Source organism: Candidatus Nitrosopumilus sp. bin_6a, from assembly GCF_054095695.1.
This window is the reverse complement of record NZ_JBSWSR010000001.1, coordinates 82,331-97,007: the sequence shown is the minus strand read 5'-3', so window position 1 is coordinate 97,007 and position 14,677 is coordinate 82,331. Positions and strand designations below refer to the sequence as shown.

Sequence of the window (14,677 nt, the reverse complement as noted above, 5' to 3'; positions counted from 1 at the left end):
TCTGATGTGAATAAAAGAATTTGCCCTGTATTTCGATCACATATACATTCCAACTGTCTCTTCTCTGTGCTCCATGTATTTCTGAGACAATTCACTGAATTCTGTGTTGATTCTATCTTTTTCTTTTTGTAATTCCGATGTGTCTATTTTCATATGATAAAATCGGTTTAGTGCTTCAATTAGTGTTGCAGCTGCTGCTGGATCTGAGATTGCGCTGTTTGCTTTTGCCAATAATGTTAGTCCTTGAATTTCTCTTACTAGGCACTCATTTAGTATGCCTCCTGGAATTCCTGTGATAAATCCTTGAGGGATCATACTGATGTTTTTTTCTGCCATTGTTCTTACTAGATCTTCTTCTGCAGCACAGTATGCTTTGTCATCATGCTCTGTGCTTGCAACTCCGTCTAAAATCACGATTTCTTTGGAGCCTTTCTGGGCCGCCCAATCTAAAATTGAAGATACTAATGTGTACAGTCCTTCCATTCTTAATGTTATTTCACAGATTATCGCACAAACTGTTCCTTCTTTGTTTGCATAAAATCGAAATGGATGTCGTAGTCTGCCTCTCATAAACACAGTTGATGGTGGGAGATATTTTGATCTCATCACTGCAATCTCAGTCATTTCTAATTCTGTGATGATGTGGTTGATTGCAACTGGTCCTACTAATCCTGCCCCAACAAATCCTGCAAAAATTATCGGACTGTTCAATTCAGTCTTTCTGATTTCATACACTTCAGCTTCTGGGAATTCCTTTTGCACTGCTTACGTCGATTTATTCTGTCTAATTACTTTACTGAGGAGATATTTGATGAGTTAATTGTGAAAAAAGAATGATGTTCATTATTTGATCTCTTCAATTCTTCTTTGCTTCTCCTGTAATATCTCCGACAATCTCTTCTAGCAAATCTTCCACTGTGATTATGCCTACTAATTTTTCTTGTTCATCTATGACGATTGCCATATGCATATCTTTTTTCTTTAATGCTATGAGGAGATTACTGATTCTTTCATTAGAGTATACAAAAAATGGTGTTCTGGTAATTTTTTTAATTATTGTTTTTTTACGTTCTCTTTCTGGAATTTTAAAAATATCTAATATGTGCAATATTCCTATAATTTTCTCTGATGTTTTATCAAAAACAGGCACTCTTGAGAATCCTCTGTCTTCTATTTTTGATATTACTTTTGATAGTACTAATTCCCCATCTAATGAAAAAACACTGTCTCTTGGAGTCATGACGTCTTGAATTGGCTTGTCATCAAATTCTAGTGCGTTCTATACGAGGTCTCTTTCTTCTTTTTCTATTGCTTTTTCGGCATATCCCATATCTACAATTTATTTAATTTCTTCTTCAGTAATTGGTTTGGGTCTTGGAGAATATCCTCCAGAAATCTTCAATATTGACATTGTAAGATATTCTAAAGCTTTTACAAATGGATACATTGCATAAGTGAATGCCAATAAGACTTTGCTGAATCTAAGTGATGCTTTTTCGGGATTAACATTACAATATGTTTTCGGCAATATCTCTCCAAAAACCAAAATCACAAATGTCATTATTCCGATTATTATCCCCACTCCCTGATTTCCCAGTAATTTTATTGCAACATCTGCTGCAAGTACTGATGATGCAACATTCACTAGAGTATTTCCTAGATTGACACTGGATGTCATCATGGCTGGATTCATTTTCAATTTGTAAAGAGGTGATGATCCTGGAATTTTTTTTCTATACAGTCTGATTACTCTGGAACGTCTAACTCCTACTATTGCAATCTCAAGACCGCTAAAAAGAGCGTAAAATCCTACAAGTATTACTATTGCGACTATCTCTATTTCTACAAATTCCATCTATTCATACTAATTCTCTGAAAAGTTAAATAATTTTCAGAAAATCATTCGTGAAAATATCTCCTTTGTAGTTTTACTGATATTTTGTTATTTTTATTTTATTATCATTACTGGTTTTTTTGATTTGTGGACCACCTTGTATGATACACTTCCTAACAATATTTCCCCTGCATGGCCATGCCCATGTGATCCTATTATGATTAATTCTATGCCTGTTTTTTTGTCTTCTGCATATTTGACAATTTGATTTCCTGGATTTCCAAATAGAATCTTTTTTGAAAAAGTTGTCTTGTTTTGCTTACATCGTTTTTCAGCGTTTTCCAAAATCTTCTGTCCTTGTTTGGTCATTTTTGCTTCATATCCTTGAGTAGATATTGATGAGAGTGGGTTTAGAAGATCATCTATTGGAGCAGGTGTGTCATCAGATGGCACCACAAAAACTCCTACAATTCTTGAATTTGTAAATTTTGCTAGATTTATTGCATAGTTTAGAGAATGGATTGAAAATTTTGAACCATCAAGTGGTACTAGGATTTTTTGCAATCTTTTTTTTGGAAGTTTATAGTCTGTCTTTTTTTCTATTTTTTTCACCATACTATTGTTTTCATACTTGCTTTTAAATTAAAATGACTATCGAAAATCATTCTTGAAATTATCTTTAACTAGCATTCTTGTCTCCTGTATTGAATCAACACACATAATCATTTTTTTGCATGAACAAATTCAACATGACTCTTCCTTTGTCGGTGATTGTGTAAATTACGTTTGCTCCTACTGCTTCTTTTTTGATAAAGTTGTAGTCTACACACAAGTGTAAATAATTCAAAAATGACTTTTTCATTCTTATCTTTGACTTTGAATACAAGTCAGAAAATGTCATTGGATTTCCTCTTAGTTGATATAATAATTTCAACAAAGATAGTGTGCTGTAGTCTTTTGTTCTTGCTTTTACTGCATCGAGAATTTGCTCGTCTCTATGTATTATAAAATCCTCGAATTGGTCTGCCACTTCTAGTGGCACATATGTTAGTCTTGCTCGCATCATACCGTATGGTACGGTACATTACCTTATTAGTCTTTAACTTGAGCTTTATTGATCTTCTCAGCTGGTTTTTTTACACCTTTTTGTGCCTGGATCGGCTATTTTTAGAATAGCTTGAATTGTTTGAATTGTGAAATTATAGCATATCATCTGGTTTAAACAACCAGAATCCATACACTTTTTGTGGAAATCGCAATAAGTGCAATTCTTACCGTTGTGGGATTGGTGATGCTGTGCTTTGGTGGTAATTGGTTAGTTAATGGCGGTGTTGCAATTGCAAAGAAATTTCGTATCAGCAATTTGGTAATTGGAATGACAATTGTTGCATATGGAACTTCTACTCCCGAACTTGCAGCAAGTGTTGCAGCGGCTGGAGAACATAGTGCGATTATTCTTGGAAATATTGTAGGTAGTAACATTGCAAACGTTGGGATGGTAATAGGCCTTGCTGCAATTCTTATTCCTCTTGCTGTAGGGAAATCTATTTTAAAAAAAGAAATTCCTATCATGCTTGGTGTTTCAATACTTTTAGTTTTACTTTCAATTGATGGGGAACTTTCTCCATATGATGGTGTTTTACTACTTGCTGGTTTGGGAGTGTTTGGATATTATACCTATAAAGATGCCATGAAGCAAAGAGAAGAAAACCAAGAGGAAATAATTCCAAGCACAAATAATGTTTATCTAAAGTCTGCTGGGTTGATTGGGATTGGTGTTGTTCTTTTGTATGTTGGTGCAATACTTACTGTTGACAATGCTGTAATCTTGGCAAAAGAATTTGGATTATCTGAGACAATAATTGGTTTAACTGTCATTGCAATTGGAACCTCACTTCCGGAATTAATCACATCAGTTATTGCAATCAGAAAGGGGCATACTGATATTGGTGTTGGAAATATCATTGGAAGTAATATTTACAATATCTTGATGATCATGGGAGTTGGTGCAGCTCTAGGTGGTGTGGTTGTAGGTGCTGATGTTTATTTTGATTATACAATTATGATTATTTTCAGTTTATCTTTGCTAATTGCGATAAAAACTGGATTTATTAGCAGGACAATTGGTATTTGTCTTACAATTGGATATGTTGCATATCTTGCAGTCACATTTTTCAAGTGATTTGTGCCTATATTTTGGGTTTAGATGGGGCTTACTGAGATATCTTCTGCCTTCAATGACGGCGTGATTGATGGTAGAGATGCCCACTGAATCACATTTCTTAGATTCTTTCCAATTGCAGAAATATTTTTCATCATTGTAGGTATGTTGTGAATTATTCTTACTGATCTTCCTGGGCCTATTATTTCCCCATTTTTGATTATTCTAATTCCACTTCTTGCAGTACATGAAAAGTCTCCTTTGATTGGATTTACTGCATATGTATACCACAATCTTCCCACTAACAATCCATGTTTTGTTTCTTTTATCATTTCTTCTTGTGACTGATCCCCTGGAATGACTTTAAGATTGTGTGGTGCTGCCATTGGAATTGGCTCTGCACTTCTTCCCATTGGTGATCCTGCACGTGATGCATTACCTGTTGACTGTTTTCCTTCTTTGTAACTATCAAAAAGATTTGAATATGTGTTTTTGAAAATACCTTTTTCTATCAGATTTCTTTTTTTTGTTATAATTCCTTCATCATCGATTGATTTTGTTCCAATTCCATCTGGGATGTGCGGGTCATCAATCAAACTAAATTGTTCAACTGCAATCTCTTTTTCATGATGCTTTGAAAAACAGCTTCTTTTTTCTGAAAATGTTTTGAAATTAAAATTTGCAGCCATCACAAATGCTAATATCTCTCCCACAGAATATGGTTCAAAAATTATAGAGTATGAATCTGGATTGATTTTTTTTGGATTAATAGATTCTATACACATTGTCTTTGCATCAGTTCCTACTTGTTCTGCAGAAAAATTTGATAGTGTTCTTCCATTTGCATATCCAATTCCTGATACTGGTGTTTCTCCATATTCTGATTCTGCATTAATCAATCCTGAAATGTATGTTGCTTTATCTTTAAAATTTAACCCGTTAGAATTCATCAATTCAAAATTTTCCGATACTATGTTAAGCGATCCTGTAATCGTACTTATCTTGTCGTTGATGGATGAATTAATCATGTTTTGTGCGATATCCATGCTTTTTGAGCCTGAGATCTGATCTAATTTCTCATCAAATGTGTCCTTCAACACTTTGTATTCTGTTTTATGTGGTAATCCTCTCCAAAATTCCCGCGTTTTGAGATTTGAAAATGTTTTAAATGCTGTATCTATTGTTTTTTCTATTTCTTCTTTGTTTGTTGTTTGAATTGATGCAATTTTTTTATCTTGAATTAATCTGATTCCAAAACTCTCGTCAAAATTTTGTTTGATTTCTGCAATTTCTGAATCTGTAATTCTGACAGTTGTGATTTTTTTCTTGACTTTTACAATCTCACATTCATCAATACCTATTTTCTTTGAATGCTGAAGTGCCTTTTCTAAGGCTGACAAATTATTGCTTCCTAGGATTTTTATAATTAAATTTATTTATTTTAATTAATTCTACATAAGATCCAAATTGTGTATCTGTTACAGCATCTAGTTTATCTTCCATTTCTTCATTACCTTCAAACTTTTTTATGATGTTGTACTTTGTATCTCTCTCTGCTGGGATTCTTCCCATTTCTTTTACCATTCTTCTAATTTCTTTTGGTCTTAATAATTGACCATATTCTGAACCTGCAGAAGTTGAGATGCTCTCGTTGATCAGAGTTCCTCCAAAATCGTTTGCTCCCCACATTAGTAGAAGCTGAGACATTTTTTGTCCTTCTTTTACCCATGACATCTGAATGTTGTTGATAAAATTGTTTAACATAATTCTTGCAATAGCATGAGTTAACAATACATCATTACCACTTCCTCCTTGTCTGATACCTTCATGTAATTCGTGTTTGTACATTGGAGCTTCGGTGTGGATGAAATTGAGTGGAACAAATTCAGTAAATCCTCCTGTCTCTTTTTGAATATCCCTTAATTTTGCAATGTGTTTTACTCTATCTTCGAGTGTTTCAACATGGCCAAACATCATGGTCGAAGTTGTATTGATTCCTATTTTGTGAGCACTTTTGATGACTGTTTCCCAGTCTTTTACGCTTATTCTTCCAGGAGATATTTTGTCTCTTAATTTTTGGTCCAATATTTCAGCAGATGTTCCAGGCAATGTGTCTACTCCAGCGTCTTTCATTCTTTTTAGAAAATCTTGGATTGAAACATTTGAGCGTGTGGCACCATACAAAATTTCTTCAGGAGAAAACCCGTGAATATGAATATCTGGAATCTCTTTTTTGATATCTTTACAAATATTTTCATACATATCTCCCTTCATATCTGGTGGCAGCCCTGCCTGGATACAAACTTCAGTTGCTCCTAATTGATAAGCTTCTTTTGCTCTACGTACAATTTCTTCATTGGGCAAAAAATATCCTTCTTCTTCTCTAAAGTCTCTACTAAATGCACAAAATCCACATTGTTTTATACAGACATTTGTAAAATTGATATTTCTATTAACTACATAGGATACAGTATCTCCTACTCTTCTTCTTCTTAATTCGTCTGCAACCAGGCCTACTAAGTGGAAGTCTATTCCTTTGGCATTAAACAACACCAATCCTTCATCTGCAGATATTTCCTTTTCTGATAATGCATTGTTTAGAATATCTGAAACTATTGGGTCTGCATTTTTTAAAAGTGAATCTATATTGATTGTCATTTCCAATACTCCTCTTTTACGAATCCATCCTCATTTTCAATTACTGACATCTTGTCTCTTAACTCTTTGCTAATTGAAGAAAAGTATTCTGGGTATACTGGGAACCTGCATTTCAAATCAAATCCTGCTTTTTTTGAATTTTCATCGACTTTGTTAATTTCAGGCCATGAAAATTCTGGATTTACAAAATCTGGAGTCAATGGTGATATGCCTCCCCAATCATTAATCCCTACTGATAAAAAACTCTGGTATGATCCGGGGGATAGATTTGGAGGAATCTGTATGTTCATCTGTGGCATGATGATTCTGGATAATGCGACTACTATCTTGAAATATTTTTCATCCGCTGATGGCTCGTTTCTCATTTTAGTATCTTGTTTTGGCTGGAAATTTTGTAAAATCACTTCTTGAATATTTCCATATTTGTCATTGAGTTCTTTTATTGCAAATATTGAATCAATTATCTCCTCAATTGTTTCTCCAATGCCTACCAGGATGCCTGTAGTCATTGGAATGTCTAGTTTTCCGGAATTTTCTAAAATTTCTAATCTTGCTTTTGGCCTTTTACTTGCTGCTAGATGATGCGGCATGCCTCTCTCTGTTAATCGTTCACTTACATTTTCAAGCATTACTCCCATTGAGATATTTGTTTTTTTCAATTCTTTCATCTCTTCATAATTTAGGTTACCTGCATTTGTATGTGGGAACAACCCTGTATCTAATGCAAGTTCTGAAGCATGAATTAGATATTCCACTGTGGTTTTGAATCCGTTTTCTCTTAACCAGTCCCGTGCTTCTTGATATTTTTGTTCAGGTTGTTCTCCTGTAACAAAAAGAGCTTCAACACACCTGTATTTTTTTGCAAGCAATAACAATTCTAAAATTTGTTGTTTTGACATCAAGGAAAGTTTTGTTTCTGTTGGCTCTGCTTTGTAGGTGCAATATGAGCAAGTATCTTTACAGAGATTAATAATATTGAAAAATGCTTTTTTAGAAAATGTAACTGTATTTTTTTTATATTTTTTTCTTAAAATTTGAGATGCTGAAAACAAATCATTTGGACTATCTATTGCTTTTTGGTAAATATCACTTACTTCTTGACGTGATACTGGTTTGTTTTCTAAAATATTGTTTAAACTCTCAGAATCAAAGATAAGATCGTGCAACAAAATAATTTCTTGCTAGGCAGTATTTATGCTTGTATCAAATTAATTTCCATTTGGTCTTTCTTGAAGCACAATTGTGATGTTTGTTGTTCTTCCATCTCTTAACACTTCTAGAACCATTTCATCTCCTACTGATTTTGCTCTTTGGAGATGAATCAAAATGTCGTCAATCTTTCTAACTTCTATTCCGTCTACTGCTAAAATTATATCTCCTCCCATTGGATAGTTTCTCCCATCAACTTCAATGGTTTTCTCTGATCCAATCAATCCTGCATTATCTGCTGGACTGTCTTCGACAACTGTGATGACTAAAAATCCTATGGCGTCTTTTAGATTCAATACCTCTGCCATGTCCGGATCAATATCTCTGCCTGAAATTCCGATCCATGGATGTTTGTATTCTCCTTTTTCTACTAATGTTGGAACAATTTTAGCTACTGTTTGTGATGGAATGGCAAATCCTACACCTGTAAATTCTCCTGTGGCTGATTGTATTGCCGTATTGATGCCGACAATTTCTCCCCGCATATTAAGCAGAGGTCCTCCTGAATTGCCTGGATTTATTGCAGCATCTGTTTGAATTACATCTGGAATGGAATATCCTGAACCTGATGGTAATAACCTCCCTAACTGACTAACAATTCCTGAAGTCATGGAACCTGATAATCCAAATGGGTTTCCAATTGCAGCAATATTCTCTCCTACTTTAAGATTTGAAGAATCTCCAATCAATAATGGATGCAGTAATGGTAAATCTGCATTAACTTTGATCACTGCAAGATCTGTATATTCATCGGTTCCAATAATTTCTGCATTATATGATCTGCCATCAAGAAATGTAACTACTACTTTGTTTGCATTTTTTACTACGTGGGCATTTGTTATGACGTGTCCTTTTTTATCAAACACAAAACCTGATCCTACTCCTCCTGTTACATCTTCGGATTCTCCTCTTTGGACATTTACTCTGACCACTCCTGGTTCTGATTTTTCAAAAATTTCAATCAATGACAAACTATTTGAAAATAATGGAGTTGCCTCTGCAATTACATTATTTGTGGATTCATTAGTTATACTAATTTCAGTATTCGATGATCCTGGTGGATAAATGAATAATACTGCAATAATTGCAATTGCTCCCATGGCTCCTATAGCCCCACCTACAAACATTCCTGATTTGTCCATGAGATTTTTTATTTCTTATTTTCTATCTAAAAGGATTACTATATACTGATTGAACTTTGAGTATGATCTTTCATAGAATAACTCCTTCCTCTCCAAGTAACTGATGATGATTTTTTGGCTTGTATTAACCCACTCAAAAATCCTAAAACCACCACCAAACTTCCAATGGGTGCAAATAATGCATATCTTAATTTTAATTCCAATCCTGTTTTTACTTCGATGATTGCTCCAATGTAAATTAGAATTGAAGCAATACCTGATGTCACACAAAGCAGTTTTGCAGATGTTGCTTCAACTGGGAATGTTAAAGATATTGCAAATATTGGAAATGGAACAAATAGCAAAAATGTGACTGCAAAAAATATGCCGATTGCTATCTTGCTGCTTTGAAGATACAGTGGAACCATTAGTCGTTTCAATGCATTCCATAAAGTATCTTTATCCCGTGCCCAAATAGCTTCAACCAGATGCTCAGCACGTACCATTTTCATTTTATATCCTAACTCTTTCACTTTTTTCCCTAGTGCTCCATCTTCAATAATTTCATGTTTTACGCCTTCATGCATACCAATTTCCTGATATGTTGTTTTTTTCAAAATGAAAAAACTGCCAAAAAAATATCCTGTTTTCTTTTTTGGATTGTTAACATTTAGTGCTGAAAATCTAGTATGTAGAAATGTAGAGATCATCGGAAGTGTGATATTTGTCCAAAAATCAAATGTAAGCATTTTTGGAATTGCCGATAATGCATCTAAATCAAAAGAATTCAAATGAGATACTGCAAGTGTAATGATGTTTTTTGCATGTTTGGTATCTGCGTCTGTAAATAACAAAAGTTCTCCTGTGGATTTTTTGTAACCTTCCATACATGCCCAATTCTTCCCCATCCATCCTTCGGGTTTTGGTTTTGCAGAAACTGGAATAATTTTGGGATACATGTTTGCATATTTTGAAATTATGTCCCACGTTGAATCTTCTGATGAATCATCAATTGCAATGATTTCATAGTTTTCATAATCTTGTTGAATTAGAGAATCTAAACATTTTCCAATAAACTCTTCTTCATTTCTAGCTGGTAAAATTATCGATACTTTGTGATTTGATTTTGATTTGTTTTCAAATCTGTCCAAGTATGGTGTAAATCTAAAAGAATCTGTCATGGTTTTGATAAGAAATATCCATGCTCCACAAATTCCGATTAAAATTGCAACTATGGAATAATTAAAAATATCTGAAATCAAATCCATGAAAACTATCTCTCAATTTCTTCTTTGATGCTTTGCATGGCCTGCTCCGTCCCACTTTTGATATGTTTCTTTATCATGCCTGTAAACATGCCCATCATACCAGTTAGTTTGATATCCCAATGTGTTGTGAGTTTAGTTTTTTCACCATTGGATGCAAGTGATATGATTTTTTTACCATCAATGATTCCTTTGGTGAATATTGCTTCAATTTTTTCTTTAGGTTGAATTTTGACTTCTTGTAAGCATTTTTGGTCTCTGAATGCTATTGTCACTTCTCGTTTGACTATGTCTGCTTCTTTGGAAATATTTCTTACTTCTTTGGTTCCTTTCCAAAATTTTGGCTCGTTGTCGATGTCTGATACAACATCCCAGACTTTGTCAATATTTGCATTAATCTCAATTTCAACATCTATTGTAGCCATGTTCTACAACCATTTGTGTCGCATTAAATATATTAGATTCCCATAACATCTCAAATAGACTGTGATGGGTAACATGCCTAAAATCCGGAACATTAACTCCAGTTCCAATGGCGTTTGCCATTCTTCCGTCACAGTCACTTAAAATTTGAAAGAAAATGAAACCCACAAAATACATGCCAAAAATTGAAACCTTGGATGGTGCAGGTTTTTGGAAAAATGCCTATGCTCATCAACGAGGAAAATTATTGAATAAAGTCAACGTTCCTGAAGATCAAATTGTTGAACTAGTTAACAAAAAATACATGGAACTCCCTGCCGCTTTAAGATATGAAATTGAAACTAGTGGTATTAACAAAAAAGATTTACAATGACATTCGAAATTCATTTTAACGGGAAAAATTAGAGGTTAACATGTCTACAATATCTTATGATGATTTTGCAAAATTAGATCTTAGGGTTGCAAAAATTATTTCAACTGAACCTATTGAAGGTAAATCTCGAATAATTAAAGGCACAATTGATTTGGGTAATGATGATCAACGTGATGTAGTTATTGGTGGTGCACAATACTTTCAACCTGAAGACATTGTGGGAAAAACAGTGATTGTCCTTGCAAATCTTGAACCTAAAAAAATGGCTGGTATAGAATCAAATGCAATGCTATTGGCAGCAGATGTTGATGATAAACCATTTTGGTTGACTGTTGCAGAAGATGTTCCTTTAGGAAGTCCAATCAAATAATTAATACAATAAAAATTAAAAATTTATGAAAATAGGTTTTGACTTATGATGTCAATCATAAATCATTAATTCTTTTTCTTCTAATAATGCATGTAGGTTATTTACAGAACGATATACATCTGGTTCTTGTTTAGCCCCAGTACACACTAACTTTCCTGATGAGAAAAGCAAAATCACTGTCTTTGGGTCTAGCATTCTATGGATAAGTCCTGGAAATTGTTCTGGCTCGTACATACTTCGTGGCAGTGTTCTTGCCGCTTGCTCTAAATGGATTTTTCCACCCAGATTGATTGATGCTACAATATTTTGAATTGTGACTACGGCATCTTTTTTAACTTTAATGCCTCCTTTTCGAAGTTTTTGTACTACTGTTTTTACCGCTTTTCTGGCCATTTCTTCAGATTTTGAACCAGTACATACCATTTTTCCTGAAGTGAAAATCAACGTTGCAGTTTTTGGGGTTTTTAATCTGAACACTAATCCTGGAAATTGATCCGGATGATATTCTACATCTGGAAAAGTCTTTGTGATTTCATTCAAATCCATCTTTTGCATAACGTCTGCTGAAGCTACAACATTTTCTACACTTACGATAGGTTTTGTTTGTGGCATATTCGGCTTTTTTTGTATTTTAACTATAATAAAAGCACTCGCCATTAACCAGCCACAAAATCCCTTTTTTTGGATTCTTTACTGTAATCTGATCTTTGAAACAGGGACGAATGCTTTAATTTGGTTCTAAAAATTGTTGATCCTAGTGAATTTTACAAATTTTGATTTTGATCAGTTGTTTTCAATGAGCGATGATTCCAATCCTCTGATGATGCTCATATGGATTCTTCCGATAATTCTCTTCGTGTTTTACGGGCAACAAATCCAGCTCTTTGTTACATCAAGAGAAATTAAAAAAGGAATTGAAAAATTGAATAGTTTTCGAGAAGAATCCAAAAATGAATTAATTGAATATCTTCAAAAAAATCTCAAAATACAAAATAACTCTTTAAAAAAAATTGATCGATTTTTAGATTATTTCACTATTATGCCAGTTGACATGGATCCTAATGGCATTGTTGACAAAGTGCAACACACTGTTAGATCTAGAGAAGATTACACTCGAGCTCATGTAAAAGCAATGTCTCCTGAAATAAGTGATCTTGAGTTGACTAAAGTTCAAACTTTACTTGAAATCGCATCTTCATTACAAATGATATACAAGATTATCAATCACATGTTCTTGACTGCTAAAAAACAGAACAACTATCCTTTGATTTTACCATTACAAATGATTCTCCCCTTTATCATGGAGCAAGCAGAAGCTATGAAAGATGCAATTCCTGCATTCAAATCTGGTCAACCTGTCGGTGATGGAATTGGACCCATGGTTGTTGGGAAAATGATGTTGGAACATAAAAAAGAAAACATTGCATTCCAAACATCTCTTGCAAAAATTGATTTTGAAGACAGGAAATTGTTTCTTTTAAAAGCTGAAGGTCCTGGGTCTACTGTTGGAAGACCTGCAGATGCCCTTGAAGCAATCAGTTCAGAAAGCAAACTTGATGTAATAATAATGATTGACGCTGCACTGAAAATGGAGGGTGAAGATTCTGCAATAACTGCTCAAGGCTTTGGCGCAGCTATTGGAGGTATTGGTACTGAAAGATTCCAGATTGAGGCAATTGCCACAAGTAAAAAAATCCCGATATTTTCTATTGTTGTAAAACAATCTATCAAAGAAGCAATTACCTTGATGACTAAAGAAATTGCCGATACTGCTGAAGATGTACGTGGACAAGTCTTTGAAATGATTCGTGAAAATACTACTCCTGGTCAATCTGTGTTAATAATTGGTGTTGGAAATACTGCAGGAGTTCCACAATGATCTTTTCAAAGAAAAAAATCACAACTGCATATACTGTAGAACAATGCGTTAAATGTGGTACATTGACAAAAAGAAAATTTCATGACGGTGATGTGTTGTTTAAGGAATCCTCAAAATGCAATTCATGTGATGGGTTTACAAGAATTGAGAAAATATTTGGTGAAACTGTCGAGCAATAATTTTTAGATTATTCTGTTTTGTATTTGATATTGCACGAGGGACAGAACCATGACGTTTGTTCTCCTTGCTCTCTGAACATTATTCCTCCGCACTTTGGACATGGCCTGATTTCTTCGCTCAAACTTTTCTACCTGATTTAATACTTATTCTGCACTAGTAGTTACTGTAACTCCGTTCTCATTTGGAATGAATGTGTGCTCTGCTTGTGCAACTCTTTGTTCGTTTATTTCTATTAGTACTGGATATGCCTGAACAGCTTTTTTCTTTACTAGGAAATCTAATAATTCTCGTGCTTTCTTTTCTTCCCATTCGTCTGTTAACCATCTCAGTGCAAATGGTAACATGTTGCACTTTTCCCAGATGAAATCTAACATTTTATCTGCTTCATCATTTTTTGTTTTCTTTCGTGAATTTAATGCAAAAATATTTTTCGTTTGACCGTTTCTGACAAATCCTCCTCCTTGCTCTGTTGTCACAAATGGTTCACATGCATACGCTGAATTCTCTGAAAGTGTAAATCCTCCAATTGACCAAATATTTGGAATTGATTTTCCTGCATGAATTGTATATTGATCCAATGAATGGCCACTTAGATTTGCAATTGGTTTGAATCCCATTTTTTTTATTGTTGTTTCAATAGTTCTTCCAATGTCACTTGCTTTAACTCCTGTTTTTATCATTGACATTGCATTTGCTAGTGCTTCCTCTGCAGCTTGAACTAGTACGTCAAATTGAGCATCATAACATACTGTCACTGCCGTATCTGCAATGAATCCATCAATCTGTGCACCAAGATCAATTTTTACCAAATCAGTATCTTTGATAATGATTGGGTCGTTTGGTTCTGCAGTATAGTGTGCTGCAATTTCATTAATACTAGCATTTACTGGAAATGCGCATTTTGCACCTCTTTTTTTAATTTCACCTTCTACTTCTTCGCAAATTTCATAAACAGATTTGCCTACCCAGTCTTTTACTCTGACCATTTCTCTTACCTCTGAAGCAATTTTGCCTGCTTTGATGTATTGTTCTGTTTGCACAATTTTGATCCTAGGGTTGCCTTTAAAATGATTATCTGTTGATTCTACGAAATTTTACACTTGCAATGGAATCTATGATGGGAAGAAGATACAATAGAAAGCGGAATATGTCTACTTGACATTCCTTATTTCTCTTTTTTGTAAATTCCAATATGCTTAAGTTC

General features: G+C 34.1%; 19 protein-coding genes. 5 read left to right on the top strand and 14 right to left on the bottom strand.

Annotated elements, in window-relative coordinates:
- Positions 1–36 precede the first annotated feature (36 nt).
- From ACW9XA_RS00555 to ACW9XA_RS00535, 5 genes are all read right to left on the bottom strand, one after another.
- Positions 37–762: a proteasome assembly chaperone family protein gene (locus ACW9XA_RS00555; protein WP_457762512.1), complete on the bottom strand. Its 726-nt coding sequence runs from the start codon at positions 760–762 to the stop codon at positions 37–39.
- A 94-nt stretch (positions 763–856) separates the two neighbouring features.
- Complete coding sequence (locus ACW9XA_RS00550; RefSeq protein WP_457762511.1) at positions 857–1,240, bottom strand: CBS domain-containing protein; 384 nt, start codon at positions 1,238–1,240, stop codon at positions 857–859.
- A 99-nt stretch (positions 1,241–1,339) separates the two neighbouring features.
- Positions 1,340–1,855, bottom strand: coding sequence for a CNNM domain-containing protein (locus ACW9XA_RS00545; protein ID WP_457762510.1), 516 nt, complete (start codon positions 1,853–1,855; stop codon positions 1,340–1,342).
- 93 nt (positions 1,856–1,948) lie between these two features.
- Positions 1,949–2,449, bottom strand: coding sequence for a universal stress protein (locus tag ACW9XA_RS00540; RefSeq protein ID WP_457762509.1), 501 nt, complete (start codon positions 2,447–2,449; stop codon positions 1,949–1,951).
- A 94-nt stretch (positions 2,450–2,543) separates the two neighbouring features.
- A complete protein-coding gene (locus tag ACW9XA_RS00535; protein ID WP_297442965.1) occupies positions 2,544–2,900 on the bottom strand; it encodes a helix-turn-helix domain-containing protein in 357 nt (118 codons plus the stop codon).
- 180 nt (positions 2,901–3,080) lie between these two features.
- Between ACW9XA_RS00535 and ACW9XA_RS00530 the strand changes: the two genes are divergently transcribed.
- Positions 3,081–4,016: a calcium/sodium antiporter gene (locus tag ACW9XA_RS00530; RefSeq protein ID WP_457762508.1), complete on the top strand. Its 936-nt coding sequence runs from the start codon at positions 3,081–3,083 to the stop codon at positions 4,014–4,016.
- Positions 4,017–4,036: 20 nt separating this feature from the next.
- Here ACW9XA_RS00530 and ACW9XA_RS00525 read toward each other — a convergent pair whose 3' ends face one another.
- The 6 genes from ACW9XA_RS00525 to ACW9XA_RS00500 are packed head-to-tail and all read right to left on the bottom strand — an operon-like array spanning position 4,037 to position 10,673.
- A complete protein-coding gene (locus ACW9XA_RS00525) occupies positions 4,037–5,395 on the bottom strand; it encodes a TldD/PmbA family protein (RefSeq protein ID WP_457762507.1) in 1,359 nt (452 codons plus the stop codon).
- A 1-nt stretch (position 5,396) separates the two neighbouring features.
- Positions 5,397–6,653, bottom strand: coding sequence for a 5-amino-6-(D-ribitylamino)uracil--L-tyrosine 4-hydroxyphenyl transferase CofH (gene cofH / locus ACW9XA_RS00520; protein ID WP_457762506.1), 1,257 nt, complete (start codon positions 6,651–6,653; stop codon positions 5,397–5,399).
- Complete coding sequence (gene cofG, locus ACW9XA_RS00515; protein ID WP_457762505.1) at positions 6,650–7,819, bottom strand: 7,8-didemethyl-8-hydroxy-5-deazariboflavin synthase subunit CofG; 1,170 nt, start codon at positions 7,817–7,819, stop codon at positions 6,650–6,652. The genes cofH and cofG overlap by 4 nt, the downstream gene beginning before the upstream one ends.
- A 42-nt stretch (positions 7,820–7,861) precedes the next feature.
- Positions 7,862–9,004 (bottom strand): S1C family serine protease, encoded by a 1,143-nt coding sequence (locus tag ACW9XA_RS00510; RefSeq protein ID WP_457762504.1) that lies wholly within the window; start codon positions 9,002–9,004, stop codon positions 7,862–7,864.
- A 38-nt stretch (positions 9,005–9,042) separates the two neighbouring features.
- Complete coding sequence (locus ACW9XA_RS00505; protein ID WP_457762503.1) at positions 9,043–10,251, bottom strand: glycosyltransferase; 1,209 nt, start codon at positions 10,249–10,251, stop codon at positions 9,043–9,045.
- Positions 10,252–10,256: 5 nt separating this feature from the next.
- Positions 10,257–10,673, bottom strand: coding sequence for a type II toxin-antitoxin system RatA family toxin (locus ACW9XA_RS00500; protein ID WP_457762502.1), 417 nt, complete (start codon positions 10,671–10,673; stop codon positions 10,257–10,259).
- A gap of 173 nt (positions 10,674–10,846) precedes the next feature.
- Here ACW9XA_RS00500 and ACW9XA_RS00495 point away from each other — a divergent pair, with 173 nt between their 5' ends.
- Both ACW9XA_RS00495 and ACW9XA_RS00490 read left to right on the top strand, forming a co-directional pair.
- Positions 10,847–11,044, top strand: a complete 198-nt coding sequence (locus ACW9XA_RS00495) for a hypothetical protein (protein WP_300324329.1) — start codon at positions 10,847–10,849, stop codon at positions 11,042–11,044.
- A gap of 40 nt (positions 11,045–11,084) precedes the next feature.
- Positions 11,085–11,414: a tRNA-binding protein gene (locus ACW9XA_RS00490; protein WP_457762501.1), complete on the top strand. Its 330-nt coding sequence runs from the start codon at positions 11,085–11,087 to the stop codon at positions 11,412–11,414.
- 51 nt (positions 11,415–11,465) lie between these two features.
- Here ACW9XA_RS00490 and ACW9XA_RS00485 read toward each other — a convergent pair whose 3' ends face one another.
- Entirely contained in the window at positions 11,466–12,026 is a 561-nt protein-coding gene (locus tag ACW9XA_RS00485) for a TATA-box-binding protein (protein ID WP_300324335.1), read from the bottom strand.
- A 145-nt stretch (positions 12,027–12,171) separates the two neighbouring features.
- On the opposite strand from ACW9XA_RS00485, the gene ACW9XA_RS00480 reads away from it, so the two are divergent.
- Both ACW9XA_RS00480 and ACW9XA_RS00475 read left to right on the top strand, forming a co-directional pair.
- The gene (locus ACW9XA_RS00480; protein ID WP_457762500.1) at positions 12,172–13,293 is read left to right on the top strand and encodes a DUF1512 domain-containing protein; all 1,122 of its coding nucleotides are present in this window, start codon (positions 12,172–12,174) and stop codon (positions 13,291–13,293) included.
- Positions 13,290–13,472, top strand: coding sequence for a hypothetical protein (locus tag ACW9XA_RS00475; RefSeq protein WP_457762499.1), 183 nt, complete (start codon positions 13,290–13,292; stop codon positions 13,470–13,472). The genes ACW9XA_RS00480 and ACW9XA_RS00475 overlap by 4 nt, the downstream gene beginning before the upstream one ends.
- An 8-nt stretch (positions 13,473–13,480) precedes the next feature.
- On the opposite strand, the gene ACW9XA_RS00470 is transcribed toward ACW9XA_RS00475, so the two are convergent.
- Together ACW9XA_RS00470 and map are read right to left on the bottom strand one after the other, a co-directional pair.
- Positions 13,481–13,594, bottom strand: a complete 114-nt coding sequence (locus ACW9XA_RS00470; RefSeq protein WP_457762498.1) for an Sjogren's syndrome/scleroderma autoantigen 1 family protein — start codon at positions 13,592–13,594, stop codon at positions 13,481–13,483.
- Positions 13,595–13,616: 22 nt separating this feature from the next.
- Complete coding sequence (gene map / locus ACW9XA_RS00465; RefSeq protein ID WP_457762497.1) at positions 13,617–14,513, bottom strand: type II methionyl aminopeptidase; 897 nt, start codon at positions 14,511–14,513, stop codon at positions 13,617–13,619.
- Positions 14,514–14,677 lie beyond the last annotated feature (164 nt).